Genomic DNA, 20696 nt, shown 5'->3' with positions numbered 1-20696 from the left:
TTTCAGCCTCCGTAGGGTTCGAGCACGAGATCGCGCGTAACGACGACACGCACATTGACGCCAGGCCGTATCGTCAGTGTGGGTGCGATGTTGAGTTGGCGCTGGACGATCTGCTGGCCCATCTGGCTGAGGCTGTCGGAGGCGCCGCTGCGCAAGGCGCGCACGATGTCACCTTCCTGGCCGGACGAGCCGGCCTCCGCGCCAACGCTGAGAATGGTGGTGAGTGCGGCCGCCTTGAACAGCTCGGCCCAATGGTAGTCGACGCCGTCCTCAAGGCCGGCATAGCCTTGGGCGTCAGTGCCAGGCTGGCGTTCAAGAACAATGGAGCGTCCGTTGGGAAAGACCAGCCTGTTCCAGACAAGCAGCACGCGCCGCTGGCCGAAGCCGACGCCATTGTCGTACTGGCCAATGACACGCGTGCCTTGCGGGATCAGCAGCGAGCGACCCGTCGGACTGTCATAGACATTTTCGATCACCTGGGCGGTGATCTGACCGGGCAGATCGGAACGGATACCGGTGATGAGGGCCGCCGGGATGACGGCCCCTGCTTGGAGCACATAGGGCGACGCCGGCGGCGTGACGCGATCCGGCGCCACGGTGCGCCGATCAGCGGCCGCATTCAGAAAGCCGAGCTGGCGGTCTTGCGTGGTCGACTGGCCGATCTGACCGGCAAGGTCGGGGCCGCCAAGGTTCGGCGGGGAAGTTCCTGCGGGCGGGGTTTCGGCCAATGCCGCGATTGACTGCCCCGTCTGGAAGAAAACACGCGACGTTCGGGCCGCCTCCTCTTCGGCCCGCCGGCGCTGTTCGGCTTCATCAACCATCGGCGTTGCGATCGTAGGCGGCACGACGGGCTGTCCCTTGTTCTGGGCATCAAGCATCGGCCGGCCAAGATCGCCAGGCAGCGGCGGTCCAAGAACAGGGCCAGTATAGTCGCGCGGCAGGCTGGCCAGTCCCTCGGCGGGCTGCCTGTTGGACGTCGAGTAGAGCTCGTCGCCATGCCTGCCGGTTTCACTCGTCCGAAGCGCGTAGATCAGCGCGCCGCCGACGCCAAGCGATGCACATAAGCCGATGCCGGCAAGCACCTTGCGCGACAAGCGCGTGACGCGCGGCGGATCGGCGCGAAGCTGCATGGGGGCAGCCGGGATTTCGTTCTCGCTCATGATTGTTCCCCTCCCCTTTGACGAAATGCGTTCTTTGCACTCGGCGCCGCATTGGTGCCTGACATCCACAGACCTCTCCTCGTGGCATCGGTGCGGACGATCCTGACGGTCTGTTGCCGCTTGCCACTGCCAAGCCGCAATTCCGCGGCGCCAAAGAGACGGTCGACGATCAGGGTGTTCTGGTAGACGCGGCTGTTGGCAATCTCGGCCTCGCCGTCCGGGCCTATGACGAAGATGGGCGGCATCTCGCCTTGCACGATCCCGCGTGGAAACTCGACGTAGGCCCGCCTGCCGTCGTCATAGACGCTGACGGGCCGCCACGGGGCCGCGTCGCCGGTGAAACCATAACGATAATTGCGTGCGGTGATGGCGGGAATCACCGGTGTCGCGGGGATCGCGCGCGCTTGTCCGGCCGGCGCCGCGGGATAGGCCCATGACACGGCGGGCATGTAAGGCTCCTCGCCCGATTGCAGCTCGATCATGTAGCTGCGCCGGTCGGTGGTGATGACGAGATTGGTGTTGATGTCCGGACGCGAAGGCTTGACCAGCACATGGACGCGCCTGGAGACGCCCGCTCCGCTTTCGGTGTCACCGATGATCCAGCGCGCGGTATCGCCCGCCGCGATCGGACCTTCGCCGGTCAGGCTTTCGCCGGGCTCAAGCGCGATGTCCGTTATCTGTCCTGGAGCGGCATAGACCTGATAAAGGGCTCCTTCACTCCAAGGATAAATCTGAATGGCGTTGTAATAACCCTCACGACGCGGCTGGACCCGCGCCGCCGCGTTCGCGTTCTCGACGCGCGCCACCGGCGTGCTGCCGGCCGCGCCGCCGCGGGCCGGGACCCACCCTGGTGGAACGTGCAGCGGTTTGGGTCTCTCATCGAGTGCGGCCACCGGAGCGGCAGGCAAAGGCGGCACGGAGGCGTCATAGGAGATCTGAGGTGGTTTCTGCGGTGTGGCGCAACCGGCAAGTAGCCAGCCCGACAACAACACCGCGGCAAACGCCGACTTTCTCAAAGCTGGAGTGGCGATGATACCGAATGGCTGGTTCATTGGCTCATCTCCCGCGACCAGTTTATGGCGTTGACGTATATGCCAAGCGGATTGGCCCGCAGCCGGTCAGCGTCGCGTGGCGCCTGGATCACGGTTGTCAGAATGGCTGTCCATCGCTCGCTGGTGGAGAGCTGGCCATCCTCGTAATGACGCTCGGCCCAGGCGACGCGAAAGGAGTCCGCCGAGGCACGAATGACGGACGAGACATCGACGGAGACCTGCTGCTTGCCCACCCTGGAGAAGGGGTCGTTGACACGGGCATAGTCGTTGAGTGCCGCGGCGCCCCCGTCGGTGGTCCATTCGTAGGCGCGCATCCAGTTCTGGCGCACGACGATCGGATCGGCCGGGATGGAGCGGACCTGCTCGATGAAACGGGCGAGATGCCACGCAATTTGCGGGTCGGTTGGCCTATAGTCCGAGGTGGCGGGCGCGAGTGCCTGCGCCTGTCCGAGCGTGTCAACCTGCACCACCCAAGGGATCACCGTCCCTCGCAGTGATTGCGAAACGAGCGTGGCGGCCAGGCCGGCCGACAGGATCAATGACCCGAAGGCCATTAAGCGCCAGCTTCTGGCCTGCACGCGAGCAGAGCCGATGCGGTCGTCCCAGACTTGCGCGGCCTTCTGGTATGAAGTCTCGGGCTGGGGCGCCTTGCCGTAGTGGGTGGCGGGCCGTCGAAAGATGTTCATGGGTCATTTGCCTTCGGAGAGAGAAACGGAACTACCGCTGCCATGGCCGTCGCCAGCGCGAACTGCGTGGGCAGCGGTTTGGACGCCGTGCGACAGGCGCTGGGACCGCTGCATGCGCTTGGCCCAGTCGGGTGTATTTTGTGCCACTTCGCCCGCGCCGGCCGCGCGGGAGACGGGAGGGTCGCTTGCGCGTTCGGCATTGCCCCTAACCGTCCCCGCTGTCGCGGTCTCACCGCGTTCCGCGTTGGCGGACCGTGGGCTAGCCGAGGAGGCCGATTGCACGGATTCACCGGCACGCGCGGCGGCGCGCCTGAGCGGCGAGCCATTTTGCGAAACACCGCCGCTGCCAACGCCGCCGCCCAGGGCGGAGGCGGCAGCTGCGGTGTCACCCTGGCCCGACGCGCCTGCAATCGAGCCGCCACGCACAATGGAGCTGCCTGCGGAGAAAGCCGCCGAGCCGCCGCGGGCTGCGAGGCTTGCGGTGCCGCCCGTGGCAAGCACCATGCCGCCTGCGGCCAGGCCTGTACCGACGGCGGCACCCGCACCGAGTTGCGGTCCGCCAGAGACGATGCCGTTGGCGATGCCCGGGCCGAAGATGCCGAGACCGAGAAGCGACAATGCAGCCAGCACGATTGCCATAGCTTGATCGATGGTGGGGTTTTCGCCGCCGAACCCTTGAGTGAACTCGCCGAACAGGGTCGAGCCAATGCCGATGACGACGGCCAGCACCAGCACCTTGATGCCCGATGAGATGACGTTGCCAAGGACGCGCTCGGCCATGAAGGCTGTCTTGCCGAAGAGGCCAAAGGGGATCAGCACAAAACCGGCCAGCGTCGCCAGCTTGAATTCGATCAGCGTTACGAAGAGCTGTACCGCCAAGATGAAGAAGGCAAGCAGGACCAGTGACCAGGCGAATAGAAGGCAGACGATCTGGATGAAGTTTTCAAAGAAGGAGACGTAGCCCATCAAACCTGAGATCGCCTCGAGCAATGGCCGTCCCGCATCGAGACCGGTTTGCGCCACCTTGCCGGGGTGCAGCAGGTCCTGAGCCGAGAAACCGGTTCCACTCGCCTTCAGGCCAAGACCGGAAAAACTCTCGAATACGATCTGGGCGAGACCGTTCCAGTTGGATATCAGATAGGCAAAGACACCGACGAAGAGCGTCTTCTTGACAAGCCGCGCAAGAATGTCGTCATCAGCGCCCCAGCTCCAGAAGAGCGCGGCGAGCGTCACGTCGATGACGATCAGCGTGGTGGCGACGAAGGCGACCTCGCCGCCGAGCAGGCCGAAACCGCTGTCGATGTAGCGGGTGAAAGTCGCCAGGAATTGGTCGATGACGCCAGTATTGCCCATATCTATCGGGCCTCGTGCAGGGCTGCATCTGGCGCGTCGGGCTCGCCTATCGAAGGCCCCGATGGCTGTTTCAGGCCGAGGAAGCGATCGCGCTGTTCGGCCCATAGCCGCGCGCATCCATCGTCACGCAGGGCAGCCTCGCCGAGGACCTGGCAACGGCGCAGACCCTCGCGAAGCGGGTTCGGCATCAAGCCTGCGCTTGTGTGCGCGCCCTCGCCCGCCAGCTTATTCTGTTTCCGGCTCATACCGAGCGCGGCCGCCGAGAGGGCGGCCGCGACAAAGATCACAGCCACCGCGCGAGCGAGGGTTTTGCCGTCCATGGCCATCGACCTCAGCGGTTAAACATCTGGACCGAGCCGACCTCGTAGCCCGAGCCGGGAGTGAGGAAGCGCCGGCGCTGCTCCCGCCCCTGATCGACCGCGGCGGCACGTTCGGCCTCGGTCAGCGCCTGGGCGCGACCGTTGGCGGCGACAACAGCGGTCAGGTCCGCGAGCTGCTGGCCCTGAAGCGCAAGAAGCTGATTGCCAGCTTGCGTCGCCTGCAGCGCTCCGGTCGCCGATTGGCTGGCGCCGACCAGCGCCGACATTTGCGCGCGGCCGGTCTCGATGTTTCCAACGACGCCCGCCTGGATGCGCATGGCGTCCTGAAGGCCGCCCACCGTGTTTTGCCAGCGCGAGCGCGCGTCCGTGACGAGCTCCTGGTCGGATGCAGAAAGCGAGACGCTGCCGTATTGCTGCTGAAAGGCCTTGTCGACCTGCTGGACGTCGAAGGCGATGTTTTGTGCTTGCCCGAGAAGCTGTTGCGTGCGTTGCACCGACTGTTGCAGTTGCTGGAGCGAGGACAAAGGCAGGCTCGCCAGGTTGCGCGCCTGGTTGATCAGCATCTGGGCCTGATTCTGAAGGGAGGTGATCTGGTTTGTGATCTGCTGCAGCGAACGCGCGGCCGTCAGAACATTCTGGGAATAGTTCGATGGATCAAACACGATGAAGGCATACGCTGGCGCAGTCGGCGAGATGGCGACCGGCGCGGCGAGTATCGCCGCGACCATGAGAAGGGCGTGTGGGCGCCTTTGACGAACAGTCATGGCTGGGAATCCTTTTCAGGTTCGGAAAGGGTTAGGTTGGGAATGAGGTCGGCGGCCCAGCCCACGTCACGGGCACGCAGCCAGGCCGCCAGGAAGCCGTTGCGGCCATGCTCGGCGATGATGCTGCCAATCAGGGCCTGATCGCTCTTCGAGGACGCGGCGCAAAGCGCCAGCCCGACCTCGGACAGGCCGAGCTCGAAGAGACGGTTGCCGCGGCGGGACTGGCAGTAGTAGTCGCGCTTGGGTGTGGCTCGTGCCAGGATTTCGATCTGGCGGTCGTTCAGGCCGAAGCGCCGATAGATGGCGGCAATCTGCGGCTCAACCGCGCGCTCATTGGGCAACAGCAGCCGGGTTGGACAGCTTTCGATGATCGCGGGCGCAATAGTCGAATTGTCGATATCGGCAAGCGACTGGGTGGCGAAGACGACGCTGGCGTTTTTCTTGCGCAGCGTCTTCAGCCACTCGCGCAACTGCCCGGCAAACCCCCCGTCATCGAGGGCGAGCCAGCCTTCGTCGATGATGAGCAACGTCGGACGCCCGTCGAGCCGGTCCCCGATGCGATGGAACAGGTAGGAGAGGACGGCCGGCGCGGCTTGCGTGCCCACCAGTCCTTCGATCTCGAAGGCCTGCACGGATGCCTGTCCGAGGTGTTCGGCCTCGGCGTCGAGCAATCGGCCGTGAGCGCCTCCGACACAGTATGGGCGCAATGCCTGTTTCAGGTCATTGGCTTGCAAGAGCACACTGAGCCCGGTGATGGTGCGCTCCTCGACGGGAGCCGAGGCAAGCGACGTTAGCGCCGCCCAGATATGCTCCTTTGCGTCCGGGGTGATCTGGATGCCTTCGCGCATCAGGATCGCGACGATCCAGTCAGCCGTCCAGGCACGCTCGTATGTGTCATGAACCCGGGCGAGCGGCTGCAGCGAAACGGAGGCGTCCACGCCTTCGGTGAGGTGCCCTCCGAGATCGTGCCAGTCGCCCCCCATGGCGAGCGCCGCGGCGCGGATAGACCCGCCGAAATCGAAGGCGAAGATCTGAGCGTTGCGGTAGCGGCAGAACTGCAGCGCCATCAGCGCGAGCAGCACCGACTTGCCGGCTCCAGTGGGGCCGACGACCAGCGTATGACCTACATCGCCGACATGAAGGACCAACCGGAACGGGGTCGAGCCTTCGGTCTTGCCGTAAAGCAAGGGAGGACTGACCAGATGCTCGTCCCGTTCCGGCCCCGCCCACACGGCAGAGAGGGGCATCATGTGGGCGAGATTGAGCGTTGAGATGGGAGGCTGACGGACATTGGCGTAGGCGTGCCCGGGCAAGGAACCAAGCCAGGCGTCGATGGCGTTGACGGTCTCGGCAATCGCCGTGAAGTCGCGGCCCTGGATGACCTTCTCGACAAGCCGTAATTTCTCGTCGGCCACGCGCGGGTCACAATCCCATATCGCGACGGTCGCGGTGACATAGGCCATGCCCGCCATGTCGGCGCCGAGCTCCTGCAATGCGGTGTCGGCGTCGGCCGCCTTGTTGGCGGCGTCGGTGTCGAGGAGGGCCGACGCTTCGTTGGTCATCACCTCCTTGAGGATCGAGGCGATGCTCTTGCGCTTCGCAAACCATTGCCGCCGTATCCTGGTCAACAGTCGGACAGCGTCGACCTTGTCGAGCAGGATCGCACGGGTCGACCAGCGGTAAGGGAAGGCCAGCCGATTGAGGTCATCAAGCAGGCCGGGTGTCGTTGCGGTCGGGAAGCCGGCGATCGAGAGCACGCGAAGATGCTTATCGCCAAGTCGTGGCTCGAGCCCGCCGGCGAGCGGTTCATCAGCGAGCAGCGCATCGAGATAGATCGGCGTCTCGGGGACGCGCACCTTATGGCGTTTGGTCGAGATCGTCGAATGCAGATAAGTGAGCGTTTCGCCGTCATCGAGCCAATGGCATTCCGGCATGAACCCGTCGAGCAGGGACAGCACGCGCACTGTCCGGTCGACAAAGGCGCGCACGATCTCGCCCGGATCCGCGTCCGACTGGTCGCGACCCTCATAAAGCCACCCCTCGGCGCGCGTGGCGTCTTCGGGCGGTGGCAAAAACAGGAATGTGAGAAAGTAGCTCGATACGAAATGAACCCCTTCCTCGTCGAAATCGGCTTTGCGCTCGGCATCGAGCAGGCTGGCGGCCGCATTGGGAAACTGGCTCTCGGGATAGGAGGCGGCTTCGTGCCGCTGTGCTTCGACAAAGACGCTCCAGCCCGAGCCGAGGCGACGAAAGGCATTGTTGATGCGCGACGCCACCGCGACAAGCTCTGCCGCGACGGCGGAGTCGAGATCGGGGCCGCGAAACCTCGCGGTGCGCTGAAAACTGCCGTCCTTGTTGAGCACGACGCCCGGCGCGACGAGTGCTGCCCAAGGCAGATAGTCGGCAAGGCGAGCAGCGGTTCGGCGGTATTCGGCAAGGCTCATCATAGCGGCGCCCTCAAACCGAAAGATGTCCGGGGAGCCGCAGGTGTCGGCGCCCAACCTCGAAAAACAGCGGATCGCGCCTGGCGGCCCATACCGCCGTGAGATGTCCGATTGCCCAGATGAGGAGACCGACCAGCCACAGCCGCAGCCCAAGGCCGACCGCGCCCGCCAGCGTGCCATTGAGGATCGCTATTCCGCGCGGCGCGCCGCCGAGCAGGATCTGCTCCGTCAGCGCCCGGTGGACGGGCACCGTCCACCCCCGCACCGCGTCGAGTTGTTCAAGAGCGGTTGTCATCAGATCAGCGCTCCGCCGCCGAACGAGAAGAACGACAGGAAGAAACTCGACGCCGCAAAGGCGATCGAAAGGCCAAAAACGATCTGGATGAGCCGCCTGAAGCCACCCGAACTGTCGCCGAAGGCCAGCGTCAGGCCGGTGACGATGATGATGATCACGGCGACGATCTTGGAAACCGGTCCCTCGACGGACTGAAGAATCTTTTCGAGCGGCTGTTCCCACGGCATCGAGGAGCCTGACGCATGGGCGACCGGAGCCACCACGAGATTGACGGCAATTGCGACGCAGGCCGCAGCCAGGCCGGCGCGGCAGCGCGAAAGCAGGCGGATCATGAATTTTCTCCTGTGTTGATGGGGGCAGCTTCAGCAATGCGGTAATCGCCGTCGGCGCCGAGACCCTCGACTCTGACCAGTTCGACAAGCCGCCGCGCGTTGCCGCGTCCGGCGAGCACAGCGACAAGCCCGATCGTGTCGGCGATCAGCGCACGCGGCACGGTGACAACGGCTTCCTGGATAAGCTGCTCAAGACGGCGCAGCGCGCCTATACCGGAGCCCGCATGAAGGGTACCTATCCCGCCAGGGTGCCCTGTGCCCCATGCCTTCAACAGATCCAGAGCTTCGGCGCCGCGCACCTCGCCGATGGGGATGCGGTCGGGCCGCAGGCGCAAAGACGAGCGAACCAGGTCGGAAAGCGTGGCGACGCCGTCCTTCGTGCGCATTGCGACAAGGTTGGGCGCGGCGCATTGGAGTTCACGGGTGTCCTCGATCAGGACGACCCGGTCCGTCCCTTTCGCCACTTCGGCAAGCAGCGCGTTGGTGAGCGTCGTCTTGCCAGTCGACGTGCCGCCGGCGACGAGGATGTTGGCGCGCACGGCAACCGCGGCACGCAATATCGCGGCCTGGGCGGCCGACATTGTGCCCGCCGCGACATAGTCATCGAGCGTGAACACGGCGACGGCGGGCTTGCGGATTGCGAAGGCCGGCGCGGCCACCACGGGCGGCAACAGGCCCTCGAAACGCTCGCCGGTCTGCGGCAACTCGGCCGAGACGCGTGGAGAACGGGAATGGACCTCGACGCCGACATGATGGGCGACCAGACGCACAATGCGCTCGCCGGCGGCGGGCGCCAGCATGTTCCCTGTATCGGCCAGACCGTCCGAAAGCCGATCCACCCAGATGCGGCCATCCGGGTTGAGCATGACCTCGACGATCGCGGGATCGTCGAGAAACCGGGCGATGGCGGGTCCAAGCGCGGTGCGCAGCATGCGCGAACTGCGCGCGCGTCCTTCGGTATCGTTGTGCGAGATGGCCATACTGTCCCCGTTCTGGCCGGGAACACGTCGAACAACGCCCGGTCGGGGACGATCAAAAGAGCCTTGGAGCAGCCCGGTTCAACCGGTTTCAGCCGTCGTCGTAGCGTAGCGTAAAATTACCGGCCAACGGCGGCGCCGACGGTCATCGCGCTTTAAGCCCGACGTCTTTCCGCCTTCGCCGCAGCTCAAATATGAACTTTTGCAGTAAGATGTCCATGTTTATTGACAGAAGACTCCCGCCGGGTTTATGACAAAGCCACCGATGGCCTCTCCGGAAAGGCGATCGTTCTTTCCACCGCACGGAGAATTGCCATGAGGTCCGGTCAGAAGGACGCGATTTCTGAGCGGAAAGCCGCCGACCTGAGGCACGCTGAAACCATACTGACATCATCGGCACCCCTTTCAGCAAAGATAGGTGGCACCTCGTGAACATGTTCGAGATCTGGCTAGGCATTCTGCAGGGGCTGGGCATCACCCTGAAGGTCACGGCCTATGGCCTGGTCTTTGCGATCCCCTTCGCGCTCGTCTTCGGCGTCGCGCAGTTTCTGACCACCGGCATGACCCGCTTCCTGGTCACCGCCATGATTGAATTCTGGCGCAGTTCCGCGGTGGTCGTCCTGCTCTTCGTCTTTTACTATGTGCTGCCGGTGATGGGGGTCACCCTATCGGCGCTGACCGTCAGTGCACTGGTGCTCGGTCTCAACACGGGCGGCTACGCCAGCCAGGCGGTGCGCGCCGGACTGCAATCTCTTCCCGCCGGCCAACGCGAGGCGGGCATGGCGCTCGGCCTCTCGCGCCCGGCGATCCTGTTTCTGATCGAGCTGCCGCAGGCCTTGGTCGCCATGAGCCCCACCTTCGTCAACAATCTTATCCAGCTCGTCAAGGCGACGTCCCTCGTTTCGCTGGTCACGCTGACGGACATGACCTTCCGGGCCAAGGAGATCGCGCAGACCGAATACGATCCGGTGGCGATCTACTCAGCGCTGCTGCTGGCCTTCTTCGTCGTGTGTTATCCGATCGCACTCGCCGGCCGCTGGCTCGAGGCGCGGGTCAAATCCTGAAAGAGGAACGCCTGGTGGGATTTAACTTTGACTTCGCGCTCTCGACCATTCCGACCATTCTCGGGGCAATCGGAGCGACTCTGCTGGCAACGGTGTTGAGTTGTCTCGGCGCTTCAGCGCTTGGTTTCAGTTTCGAGATGATCCGCCGCGGCGGCGGCGCGCCCGGCCTCGCCGTCCGCTTTCTGATTGACTTCATCCGCTCGACGCCGGTTCTGGCCTGGCTCTATTTCCTGTATTTCGTCATGCCTTTCTACGGCATCCGGCTTGGGGCCATGACGGTCGGCATACTGGGGCTGAGCCTGTATTACAGCGGCTATCTGGCGGAGGTGTTCAAGGCGGGCATCGACGCGATCCCGAAGGGCCAACAGGAAGCAGCCAGAGCCTTGTCGCTCAGCCGCCGCGACACGGTCGTTTTCATTGTCGCGCCGCAAATGTTGCGCAACGTCGCCGCACCGTTGGGCAACTATCTCGTTTCGATCCTCAAGGCCACGCCCTATCTCGCGATCCTGGCGGTACCCGAAATGCTCGGCCGCGCCTTCGATATCGCGTCTGAAACCTATCGATACGCGGAGCCGCTCACCGTCGCCGGCATTCTGTTTCTCGCCTTGGCGCTGATCGTTGCTTATGGCGTAAAGCGTGTCGAGCAGCGCCTGCTTGCATCCGGACGTCGCTGATGCTCGCTCAAGTCTCGCTCCCAGTCTCCTCCGTTCAAACCACCGCGCATCTCCGGGTCGATGGCCTCAATAAATGGTTCGGTGCCCTGCACGTCTTGAAGGATATTGATCTGACGATCCGCGCGGGCACACGCATCGTCGTTTGCGGGCCTTCCGGCTCGGGCAAATCGACGCTGATCCGCTGCTGCAACGGTCTTGAGCCTTTTCAAAAGGGAACGATCCAGCTCGACGGGATAGCACTGGGAAGAAATGCCCGGGACACGGCGACGGCGCGCCGGCTGACAGGCATGGTGTTCCAGAGTTTCAACCTCTTTCCGCATCTCACCGTGCTTGCCAACTGCACGCTGGCGCTGCGACGGGTTCTCCTGAAAACCGGCCGGGAGGCCGAAGAGATCGCCATGCAGCATCTGACGGCGGTGCGCATTCCCGAAAAGGCGCAAGCCTACCCGGCCCAGCTCTCGGGTGGTCAACAACAAAGGGTGGCGATCGCGCGTGCGCTCTGCCTCAATCCCCGAATCATGCTGTTCGACGAACCCACCTCCGCGCTCGACCCGGAAATGATCAAGGAAGCCCTCGACGTCATGATCGCGCTCGCGAAAACCGGCATGACCATGGTCTGCGTGACGCATGAGATGGGTTTCGCACGCGAAGTCGCCGATGAGATTGTTTTCATGGACGACGGCCGCATTATCGAGCGTGCCTCTTCCAAAGAGTTTTTCTCAGCGGCCGCTCACCCACGCGCGCGGCTGTTCCTGGACACCATCTTGAGCCATTGAGATGAGACGCGTGTCGACCGGCGTGCCGGCACCGCCCGCGCAGGAACGCTGCACGCCCGTCAGATCACCAGTCCGGCGCGAACGCGTAACCTGCCGAGCGAACGGTCCGGATCACATCGCTTCCCACCGACGCCCGAAGCCTTTTGCGCAACCTGGCTATATGGACGTCGACGCCCCGCACGTCGGTTGCGGCGGCATGTTCAGGCCATGCCGTCGCGACCAGCTCCTCGCGACTCAAGACCTTGCCAGGTTGCCCCAAAAGGCTGCGCAAAAGCTTGAACTCGATCGGTGGCATGACGATCTCCTTTTGCTTGAAGAATGTCCGGTGGGTCTGTCGCTCGAGCCGAAAATCGCCCTGCACCAACTCACCCGAGTCCGTTTCGCGTGAAAGCTTCGCTATGCCCGCCTTGCCGTGCAGCCATGTCAGCAGCTGTTCGGGGGCGAACGGCCGGGAAAATATTTCGTCGACGCCAGCCTTGATCAAGTCCAGATGCAGCCTGCCGGAGCGCGGGGCAACCAGGCTCGCGACCGGCGTCGCTTTGGTTGCGGCGGTCGACTTCAACCAGCTGCACTGCTTGACGATTGCACGGTCGCCCGGATGGCAGTCCACGATTATGGCAAGCGGGGCTGTCGCCGCGATGGCACGTGCGATTTCCCGGTCTCCCGTGATCAGCTGTGTTTCGAAGCCGGCTACCGAAAGTATGTGGCCGAAGACCAGGAAGAAATCCGGGTCCTTCGAGGCGATCAGGACCAGCGGCTTCATGAGTCCATCAACCGGGTTCGACACATCATAGGGCTGACTACCGCGCAAATGGGCGCGATGACAATACACCCCTGACGATCGAGCCCTCGCGCGCTTCCCGCAGGTGCCTGGTTACGAGCCTAGATGTTGTCGGCAAGTATGACGCCGCTGATGCCGTAAGCGCGGCGCGTCTGTTCAACAGCTTCGGGCGTGACCTCGATCAGCAACGCGATGATATCGCCGTCGGGATGTTCGAGAACGTCACCGAGCTCGGTCAGCGTCCACCCAAGCGCGCGCAGCCGTTTTGGCCAGAATGTCTCGCACACCACACTGATCTGTCGAATCCCCAGACGTTGAGCGATCTCGAGCAGACCGCAGAGAACCAAGCCGGCGATCGGCGACGGGGTGCCGTGCGTACGAAGCGATGGAACGACGAAGAAACGCGTCCACTCGAAAATTTCAGCCGCTCGCGGAGGCCTGTCGCCGGCGAGAACCGGGAACACTTCGCTCATGAGATGCGGCTCCAGCGTCGGGACGAGACGGGAGCCGCCTAGGATCTTGCCGTTGGTATCAAGCGCCAGAACATAAAGCGTATGCTCGTTATCGAAGGCGTCGATCTCGATGTTGATGGGCCGTGCGACGGCGCGCCATCGCCTCTGCTTGACGTAAATCTCGTAGCGTATCCGAAAGTAGCGCTCCAGAACTTTCCTGTAGTGCTTCCTGTTATCCCAAGTGACCAGATGTATACGAACCATGACGCCTCCAGGCGGAGGGTCGTAGGAAAACGGACTTGCCGTACGTATGACGGTATTCAGGTATTGCTAAATCTGGATTTCCTGCCGTCGCAGCGCCTTGACGATGGCATGCGCGACATTGATCGCATCGAGCTTTGCTCGAATGTTGCGCTGATGGCTTTCAACCGTGTTCCTGGTGACACCAAGGATACAAGCGATGTCATCGGTGGATTTGCCTTGCGCGCTCCACTCCAGGAGTTCGCGCTCGCGCGCCGTCAAGGGCGTGGGCTCTTCGCCATCGCCGGGTGTTCCCAGCCCTGAGAGGCTGCGAAAGGTATGCACGCAAACCGTCTCGATAAGGGGCATGGCGCTCGGCGGCACGTCCATCCGGTCGCTCGCCGCAGTGACCACACTTGGGCCCGCCAGAGGCACGTGAATGGGTACACAGATACCTTCTTTCATCCCGAACTCGGCAGCTTCGTCCATGACCAGCTTCGCGCGTGCACCCAACCTTGCGGCCGGCAGCTCGCGCCACAGGAAGGGCTCCGGCGAGTGCCGGCACTGCGCAACACACGGATCGTGCAAAAAGTGATCCTCGGAGACGTAGCGCCGATACCAATCGATAGGCCAGCCATCGCCCAGGATTTCACGCTGCCAGTCCGTATCGTGCGGCACGGGCAGTCCGGTGATCAGAAAATTGCGCAATCCGTAACGCCCCATGGCTGAGCGGAACTCTTGAAGGATTGCATCAGCCGACCGCGCAGTATCGATCTTGGTGATCGCCGCAAAAAGGTCGACAACAGTTTCGTTCTCCATTGGAAGACCTCAACCAAAGTCAGGCCCTACCCCGCAGAACAACCTATGGCTGTCTAGACACCATCTTCAATGGGACACGCATCGAATGTACACTAAAGGAGTCAATCACGTGTCACAAAGACGAGATAAGTGAAAATCAGGTCAGCACTGAATTGCGGAAGTCCGGCTTCATTCATTCGACTTTGAGGCGGCCGGCTTCGTCACCCGAACAGCGTGCTTACTTGCCGGGTTTGCTGAAACCAACTCTTGTGGCTCGACATTCAACGCCTTGGCCAGAATTTCGACTGTATCAAGCGTAGCGTTGCGCCGCCCGGCTTCGACGCTGCTGATATAGGCGCGCGTGCGGCCCGAAACGAAAGACAACTGCTCCTGAGAGAGTTTTCGCTCTCTGCGAAGCCGCTGCACGTTTAGGCCGAAAACGCCGCGAAGTTTCATCCAACAACGGATGCTACGACGCGCACTGTGGTGCGACACACTATAGTGCACATTCCGCATTGACAGCCGTGCTGCGGGCTGTTGAAACAACAAGCGAATTCCTCGTTTCCTGAATAAGGAATAGCCATGGCGAGCCGGCCATTTCGCGACCTCGCACACAACATGTCCGCGCATCTCTCGGGCGAGCAAAAGCCGCCTGGTATGGACGCAGGTCGTGTCCTGGAGTTCGTCTGCATCCGATGCGGCGCTTCCTCGCCTGCGCACGTCACCATCGACTCCAGGGGATGCGCCCACTGCCAAGACACCGCGCCGGCAAATCTTCGTCCGGTCTATGCGGTCCCGCACCTCCATCCCTTTGACGGCGTCACCAGTTCGCGCTCGCTGTGGCGTTTTGCGCATATGCTGCCTTGCACAGAAGCCGACGCGGTGAGCCTTGGCGAGGGTCTGACACCTTTGCTTGCCGCACCGCGCATCGGCGCGTTTCTGGGCGTGCCGGACCTTGCAATCAAGGACGAAGGCCGAAACCCGACCTGGTCGCACAAGGACCGCTTCTCGACCATCGCGGTCAGTGTGGCGCGCGCACGTGGCGCGAAAATCGTCGCGACCGCCTCATCGGGAAACGCCGGCGCTTCGCTGGCGGCCTACGCCGCTCGAGCTGGTCTCAAATGCGTCGTCACCACTTTCGCGGGGTCGGCCGGCGCGATGCTGGCGCAGATCCGAAAGTATGACGCGACGGTCTTGCCCCTGGTCAACAAAATGGACCGATGGTCGCTGCTTGAACAGGCGGCTGCCCGTTACGACTGGTTCATCGCATCGCCCTATCACGGTCCGGTCGTCGGCAGCCATCCACTCGGCATCGAGGGCTACAAGACGATCGCCTATGAGATCGTCGAGCAATCGAATGGCACGGCGCCAGACTGGTGCGTCCTGCCGGTCTGCTATGGTGATGCGTTGTCCGGCGTGTGGGCTGGCTTTTGCGAGCTGTTCGCGGCAGGGTCGATCACGCGCTTGCCTCGTCTCGTCGCAGCAGAGGTGCATGGGTCGCTGGCGCACGCTCTGGCCAGCGGCGCCGATGCGTTGAGTGAACGCAAGATGCTCTTCGACAGCCTAGCCGTATCGATTGGCACGCCACGCAGCACCTTTCAGGCCTTGAAGGCTCTGCGCGAATCCGGCGGGCATGCCGTCCCCGTCAGCAATCACGGCCTGATCGCGATGCAGGAACGCCTTGCGCGGGAGGAAGGAATCTTTGCCGAACTGGCCTCGGTCACGCCGCTGATAGCGATATCGACGTTGAAGGACCAAGGTGTCATCGCAGCCACAGACCGTGTCGTGGCCGTCGTGACAGCCAGCGGCCTCAAGGACCTCGATCGCTCCGTTGGATCGAACGAACACGACCAGATCTTCCAGACGACGCACGACGCCTGGCGCTGGCTCGACAAAAACGGGCTGGATCTCGTTTCATAGATTTTCCGCCGCACCAACAACCGGTGGCACTTCGCCTGCCGCCTGCGTTTTCAGCACATCGCCGAGGCAGCGACGCAGCCAAAGAAAGCGCGTCCATTGCGTCTCTTCGGCCGGTGCGATGGTCGTCAGCGTCCTCGGCTCCGACAGTTCCTTGCAGGGCCAGCCAGGCAGCGCCGCAAGCCACTCATCATTGTAGACGGTCTCGGCATGGCGATGGCCTTCGTCAGGCATGATCACCGCCACCTGCGCGTCAGGAAGCGTCGTTGCAACCCATTGCGCCACCAAGGCGGCGGCGCCGCTGGTCGGCCCCATGAAAATGCCATGCTCGCGCAGCAAGCGGTGCGCGCTCCTATACGCCGGGTAGGCGCCAACCCAATGGATCTCGTCGACAAGCTCATGCCTGACATTTTTCGGCAGAACGCTGTTGCCCAAGCCCCGCAGCATGCGCTTGCCGACAGGGTGCCCGAACAGAATGCTGCGATGGGTATCGACGGCAAACACCATCAGGTGGGGAAAGACAGTTCGCAAAAAGGAGGCGGTGCCGCATAGCGAGCCTCCCGTGCCGACGCAGCCGACCAGGCAGTCAATCCTGCCCATGGCCCGGACAAAGAGTTCGGCCAGCCGCGCATAGGCAAGCCAATTGCCCGGACTGTCGTATTGGCGGGTCCAGAAGCCATCCGGCTCCTTCGCCAGGATTTCCTTGAGGCGCTCCAGCCGGCCCGGCTGGTTGCCATCGCCGCGCGGATCGTCAAGGGCGATAACCGTCGCGCCGATGCGCTCCAGACGGGCTTTGTATTTGGCATCGATCAGCGTTGAAGCGGTGACGAGCGTAAGGCGATAGTCACGCGCCGCCGCCAGCAGCGCCACCGCCATTCCAAATGTGCCGGACGTCGTCTCGACGATATGGGAGCCGGCCTTCAGTTCGCCATTCGACGCTGCCCGATCCAGAATGTAGCGGGCCGGCATCAGCTTCATCAGCGGGAACGCAGCGGCCACGAGATTGGGCGCCAGCAGAGCAAGGCGCGGGGTCTCAAGGTCCCTGAAATAGTCCACGTCGAAGGTCACCATGTCCAGCTCTCCGCGTTGACCAAGTGAACTTCGACATCCTTGAAGCCGGCACGTCTTATCTGTTGCGCGACGAGGGCCGCCCGTCGCTTCAGATTCGATGTGAAAAGATCGAAAATCAGGCCAAACAGCGAACCGCTATGGGCGACTTGCACCCCGCACGCCCCGGCTCGCCTGGCGATGTCGGCGATCTCGCCGAAGCCCTGTTTCGGCAAGTGCCGTTGACTGATCACCGCACTGGCCGAGGCGGCACGTCCGAGAAGATAGGGATCCTGAAGGCGAACCGCCCGCGCCACCAGCGCCCTAAGCACGCCGAATTCCTGGATCTCGGTACTGTCGTAGCGTGCAGGCGGCAGCTGCAATGTGTCGACCGGAACCCCGCCATTTGCCTTGAACCCGACCAGGAGCAGCGGCGGCAGGGAGCCCCCGAAATTCTCGATCACCATGCCTTCCCGTTGCGCGAAGAGCACTGCGTGCTCATCGAACGCGATCGCGTCGCTGGCGCGCTCGGCAGCCACGGCCAGACGCCCGATGCTCGACGCCCGCAGCTGGATGTTGACGGCTGCGGCGACAGCGCGAATGGAAGCGACAACGTCAGCCGTCGATGAGCCGTAGCCGTGCCCCACAGGGATTGAGCTTTGAAGTGTCAGCTCGCCGCCGCCAGTGACGTTCAGAAAATCGAGCGTGAGGCGCGCGGCTGCCGCCGCCTTGACCTTATGATCGGGGTGGACAACGACCGCATCGCCGTCGCTCCTGGCGAAGCTTGCCTCGGATCTCAAGCCAGCAATCGGCAGCGTCACGAGCCCGCGATGAAGGCGCCCGCCATCATCCTTGAAGACGCCCTGGATGAGCTCGCCGTGATGCGCCATTGCCGTCGCTGTTCTCACCGGCGACCGCAGCGCTTCACGGCTCATGACATCGCCGGCCTCGGCCATTTTCATCTCCCCCATGCTTTTCTCGCCATGCGGGAAGATGGCGCCGACGATCGGCCGCGGCTCTCAAGGAATTCCGGTATTGACGGCCTCCTACCGTACCAGCAGGCGCGAGGCGATGCTGGCGGATCGTCAGGCGGCCGAGCCAAGGTGCCGCAGCGGCCGGCCGGCCGAAACCGATTGCACTGCTGCCATGATACCTTGCGCATCGATCCCGTAATGCCGGTAGAGATCCGCGATCGTACCGGTCTGGCCGAAATGCTCGACGCCGAGCGCGCGCGTGCGGTGGCCATGGACCGATCCCAGCCAGGCGAGCGTCGCGGGGTGCCCGTCCAGCACCGTCACGATGGCGCACGAGGCCGGGAGGCCAGCCAGCAGGCGCTCGACATGGCTGGTGGCGCGCGGATGGCCAAACTGGCGCGCCCGCGCCGCCGCAGACCAGCCGGCGTTCAGCCGATCGGCCGAGGTCACGGCCAGAAGCCCGACATCGCGCCGATCTCCGGCCATCAGCCCCAACGCCTGCACCGCCTCCGGCGCGACAGCTCCCGAATAGGCGATCACCACAGCGGCATTGGGCCCGGGCTTGCGCAACCAGTAGGCGCCGTCGACGATGGCGCGCGCCAGCGGATCCTCCATCTGGCGAGACGGTTGTTCGACCGATCGCGTTGAGAGCCTGAGGTAGACCGAACCTCCAGTACGATCGCGCAGCCAGGTTTGGTCGTCGGGCTCGGCCTCGCCGGAGCGCTGCATGTAGTCGAACGCCCAACGCAGGATGACTGCCAGCTCGTCAACATAGGCCGGCTCGAATGCGGCCAGGCCGTCCTGCGCCATGCCGATCAGCGGCGTGGCGATCGACTGATGCGCTCCGCCCTCTGGCGCCAGCGTCACGCCGGAGGGCGTTGCCGCCAGAATGAAGCGCGCGTCCTGATAGCAGGCATAGTTCAGCGCATCGAGGCCACGCTCGATGAAAGGGTCGTAGAGCGTGCCGACCGGAAGCAGCCGCTCGCCGTGAAGCGAGTGCGACAAACCCAGCGCCGACAGCATCGTGAAGAGGTTCATCTCCGAGATGCCCAGTTCGAAATGCTGTCCCGACGGCGAAAACGTCCAATTGAAGGTGGAGGGTATGCGTTCTTCACGGAAGAGGTCCGCCTGGTCGCCGCGCGCGAACAGGCCTCGCCTGTTCACCCAGGCGCCGAGATTGGTCGAGACCGTGACGTCCGGAGACGTGGTGACCACACGCTTTGCAAAATCGCTGTCTGACTTGGCGATCTCATGCATCAGAAGGCCGAAGCCCTGCTGTGTCGACATGGAGACCTGCGCGCGCCAGGGTATCTGTGCCGGCACGGATACGGCCGAGGCTTTATGGCGACGGGTAGCTGCCTGCGCGAAAGGCGACGACGCCAGATAGGACCGGATCGCGGCCTCATCGTATGCAAGGCCCTCGAACATGTCCCATTCACGCCCCTGGCGGACACCCATGGCTTGTCGCAGCGCCTCGACTTGCGCCGGTGTCATCAATCCGGCGTGATTGTCTTTGTGGCCTGCCAGCGGCAGGCCGAAGCCCTTGATCGTATAGGCGATGAAACAGGACGGACGATCATGCCCTCGCGCCTGCTCGAAGGCATCGACGATGCTCGCCAGATCGTGGCCGCCGAGATTTGCCATCAATGCGGCGAGGTCTTCGTCGCTGCGCTTCTCGACCAGCCGGGTCACCGATCCCTGGTCACCGAGGTCGTCCAGAAGGCGCCGGCGCCATGCAGCGCCGCCCTGGAAGGTCAGCGCCGAATAGAGCTGGTTGGGGCATGCATCGATCCATGACCGCAGCTTTTCGCCGCCCTCTTCCTCAAAGGCCGCCTTTTGCAAGGTGCCATGTTTCAGGATCACCACATCCCAGCCGAAGTTGCGAAAGATGGACTCGAAGCGCTGCCACAGGCCTTCGCGCACCACCGCATCCAGGCTCTGCCTGTTGTAGTCGACGACCCACCAGGTGTTGCGCAGGCCGTGCTTCCAGCCTTCGAGGAGGGCCTCGAAGATATTGCCCTCATCCATTTCGGCGTCGCCGAGAAGGGCGACCATCCGACCTTCAGGCTGGTCCGCGTTCCAGCCCTTTGCCCTGACATAATCCTGGACCAGGGAGGAGAACAGGGTCTGTGCCACGCCCAGTCCAACCGACCCGGTCGAGAAATCGACGTCGTCGATATCCTTGGTTCGAGACGGGTATGACTGCGCGCCGCGATAGCCGCGAAAATTCTGCAGCTGCTCGAGCGTCTGCTTGCCGTACAGATACTGGATGGCGTGAAAAACCGGGCTGGCATGCGGCTTGACGGCGATACGGTCTTCAGGCCTGAGGATCTGGAAATAGAGCGCCGTCAGCAAGGTCGAGGCGGACGCCGAGGACGCCTGATGTCCGCCAATCTTGAGGCCGTCCTGCGAGCCGCGAACATGATTGGCATGATGGATCATCCAGACCGCCAGCCACAGAACCTTGCGTTCGAGTTCGGAGAGGATCGTCATCGTCGGCTCCTGTCAGTCGGGTCTCAACGATAGCTGCCTCTGCCTCTCAAAAGTGACTATTCTTACGCAAGCCGACCGATGATATTGGCTGATGCAG

21 protein-coding genes are annotated in these 20696 nt (G+C 63.3%); 4 read left to right on the top strand and 17 right to left on the bottom strand.

Annotated features, from left to right (window positions below):
- Nucleotides 1-2 precede the first annotated feature (2 nt).
- Genes FJ490_RS31330 through trbB form a run of 10 tightly spaced genes read right to left on the bottom strand, consistent with a single transcriptional unit; the run spans nt 3 to nt 9386 of the window.
- Nucleotides 3-1160: a TrbI/VirB10 family protein gene (locus FJ490_RS31330; protein ID WP_140522960.1), complete on the bottom strand. Its 1158-nt coding sequence runs from the start codon at nt 1158-1160 to the stop codon at nt 3-5.
- On the bottom strand, nt 1157-2212 hold the full coding sequence (gene trbG / locus FJ490_RS31325) for a P-type conjugative transfer protein TrbG (protein ID WP_140522962.1): 1056 nt from the start codon (nt 2210-2212) through the stop codon (nt 1157-1159). Before trbG ends, FJ490_RS31330 begins: the two co-directional genes overlap by 4 nt.
- Nucleotides 2209-2898: a conjugal transfer protein TrbF gene (gene trbF, locus FJ490_RS31320; protein WP_140522964.1), complete on the bottom strand. Its 690-nt coding sequence runs from the start codon at nt 2896-2898 to the stop codon at nt 2209-2211. Before trbF ends, trbG begins: the two co-directional genes overlap by 4 nt.
- Before the next feature lie 3 nt (nt 2899-2901).
- Nucleotides 2902-4251 carry a P-type conjugative transfer protein TrbL gene (trbL, locus tag FJ490_RS31315; RefSeq protein WP_140522966.1) on the bottom strand — a complete coding sequence of 450 codons (1350 nt, stop codon included), beginning with the start codon at nt 4249-4251 and terminating at the stop codon, nt 2902-2904.
- A 2-nt stretch (nt 4252-4253) separates the two neighbouring features.
- Complete coding sequence (gene trbK-alt, locus FJ490_RS31310) at nt 4254-4571, bottom strand: putative entry exclusion protein TrbK-alt (RefSeq protein WP_140522968.1); 318 nt, start codon at nt 4569-4571, stop codon at nt 4254-4256.
- Nucleotides 4572-4582: 11 nt separating this feature from the next.
- Nucleotides 4583-5335, bottom strand: coding sequence for a P-type conjugative transfer protein TrbJ (gene trbJ / locus FJ490_RS31305; protein WP_140522970.1), 753 nt, complete (start codon nt 5333-5335; stop codon nt 4583-4585).
- The gene (gene trbE, locus FJ490_RS31300) at nt 5332-7782 is read right to left on the bottom strand and encodes a conjugal transfer protein TrbE (protein WP_140729557.1); all 2451 of its coding nucleotides are present in this window, start codon (nt 7780-7782) and stop codon (nt 5332-5334) included. The genes trbJ and trbE overlap by 4 nt, the downstream gene beginning before the upstream one ends.
- 10 nt (nt 7783-7792) lie before the next feature.
- Complete coding sequence (locus tag FJ490_RS31295; protein WP_140522972.1) at nt 7793-8074, bottom strand: VirB3 family type IV secretion system protein; 282 nt, start codon at nt 8072-8074, stop codon at nt 7793-7795.
- Nucleotides 8074-8406 (bottom strand): TrbC/VirB2 family protein, encoded by a 333-nt coding sequence (locus FJ490_RS31290; RefSeq protein WP_140522974.1) that lies wholly within the window; start codon nt 8404-8406, stop codon nt 8074-8076. Before FJ490_RS31290 ends, FJ490_RS31295 begins: the two co-directional genes overlap by 1 nt.
- On the bottom strand, nt 8403-9386 hold the full coding sequence (trbB, locus tag FJ490_RS31285) for a P-type conjugative transfer ATPase TrbB (protein WP_140522976.1): 984 nt from the start codon (nt 9384-9386) through the stop codon (nt 8403-8405). The genes FJ490_RS31290 and trbB overlap by 4 nt, the downstream gene beginning before the upstream one ends.
- Before the next feature lie 431 nt (nt 9387-9817).
- Between trbB and FJ490_RS31280 the strand changes: the two genes are divergently transcribed.
- From FJ490_RS31280 to FJ490_RS31270, 3 genes are read left to right on the top strand one after another with little or no spacing between them, the layout of a single operon-like run.
- A complete protein-coding gene (locus tag FJ490_RS31280) occupies nt 9818-10447 on the top strand; it encodes an amino acid ABC transporter permease (protein WP_210239488.1) in 630 nt (209 codons plus the stop codon).
- Between the two features lie 14 nt (nt 10448-10461).
- Nucleotides 10462-11121 (top strand): ABC transporter permease subunit, encoded by a 660-nt coding sequence (locus FJ490_RS31275; protein ID WP_140522978.1) that lies wholly within the window; start codon nt 10462-10464, stop codon nt 11119-11121.
- On the top strand, nt 11121-11897 hold the full coding sequence (locus tag FJ490_RS31270) for an amino acid ABC transporter ATP-binding protein (protein ID WP_140522980.1): 777 nt from the start codon (nt 11121-11123) through the stop codon (nt 11895-11897). The genes FJ490_RS31275 and FJ490_RS31270 overlap by 1 nt, the downstream gene beginning before the upstream one ends.
- A gap of 64 nt (nt 11898-11961) precedes the next feature.
- On the opposite strand, the gene FJ490_RS31265 is transcribed toward FJ490_RS31270, so the two are convergent.
- From FJ490_RS31265 to FJ490_RS31250, 4 genes are all read right to left on the bottom strand, one after another.
- Nucleotides 11962-12729 (bottom strand): response regulator transcription factor, encoded by a 768-nt coding sequence (locus FJ490_RS31265; protein WP_246681243.1) that lies wholly within the window; start codon nt 12727-12729, stop codon nt 11962-11964.
- A gap of 50 nt (nt 12730-12779) precedes the next feature.
- On the bottom strand, nt 12780-13394 hold the full coding sequence (locus tag FJ490_RS31260; RefSeq protein WP_140522982.1) for an acyl-homoserine-lactone synthase: 615 nt from the start codon (nt 13392-13394) through the stop codon (nt 12780-12782).
- 66 nt (nt 13395-13460) lie between these two features.
- Entirely contained in the window at nt 13461-14189 is a 729-nt protein-coding gene (locus FJ490_RS31255) for a LuxR family transcriptional regulator (protein WP_140522984.1), read from the bottom strand.
- 168 nt (nt 14190-14357) lie between these two features.
- Nucleotides 14358-14624: a helix-turn-helix transcriptional regulator gene (locus tag FJ490_RS31250; protein ID WP_140555418.1), complete on the bottom strand. Its 267-nt coding sequence runs from the start codon at nt 14622-14624 to the stop codon at nt 14358-14360.
- A gap of 201 nt (nt 14625-14825) precedes the next feature.
- Between FJ490_RS31250 and FJ490_RS31245 the strand changes: the two genes are divergently transcribed.
- Nucleotides 14826-16088, top strand: coding sequence for a threonine synthase (locus tag FJ490_RS31245; protein WP_140523428.1), 1263 nt, complete (start codon nt 14826-14828; stop codon nt 16086-16088).
- On the opposite strand, the gene FJ490_RS31240 is transcribed toward FJ490_RS31245, so the two are convergent.
- The 3 genes from FJ490_RS31240 to FJ490_RS31230 all read right to left on the bottom strand — a co-directional run bounded on the left by FJ490_RS31240 (nt 16083) and on the right by FJ490_RS31230 (nt 20599).
- Entirely contained in the window at nt 16083-17156 is a 1074-nt protein-coding gene (locus FJ490_RS31240; protein ID WP_140522988.1) for a PLP-dependent cysteine synthase family protein, read from the bottom strand. The two genes, FJ490_RS31245 and FJ490_RS31240, sit on opposite strands and share 6 nt — an antisense overlap.
- Nucleotides 17150-18094: a kinase gene (locus tag FJ490_RS31235; protein WP_140523430.1), complete on the bottom strand. Its 945-nt coding sequence runs from the start codon at nt 18092-18094 to the stop codon at nt 17150-17152. Before FJ490_RS31235 ends, FJ490_RS31240 begins: the two co-directional genes overlap by 7 nt.
- Nucleotides 18095-18217: 123 nt before the next feature.
- Nucleotides 18218-20599 (bottom strand): transketolase, encoded by a 2382-nt coding sequence (locus FJ490_RS31230; protein WP_140522990.1) that lies wholly within the window; start codon nt 20597-20599, stop codon nt 18218-18220.
- Nucleotides 20600-20696: the final 97 nt, after the last annotated feature.

The organism is Mesorhizobium sp. B2-5-11, from assembly GCF_006440835.1.
Classification (GTDB): domain Bacteria; phylum Pseudomonadota; class Alphaproteobacteria; order Rhizobiales; family Rhizobiaceae; genus Mesorhizobium.
Note: the sequence above shows the minus strand (reverse complement) of the source record. Positions and strands in the feature narration are given on the sequence as shown.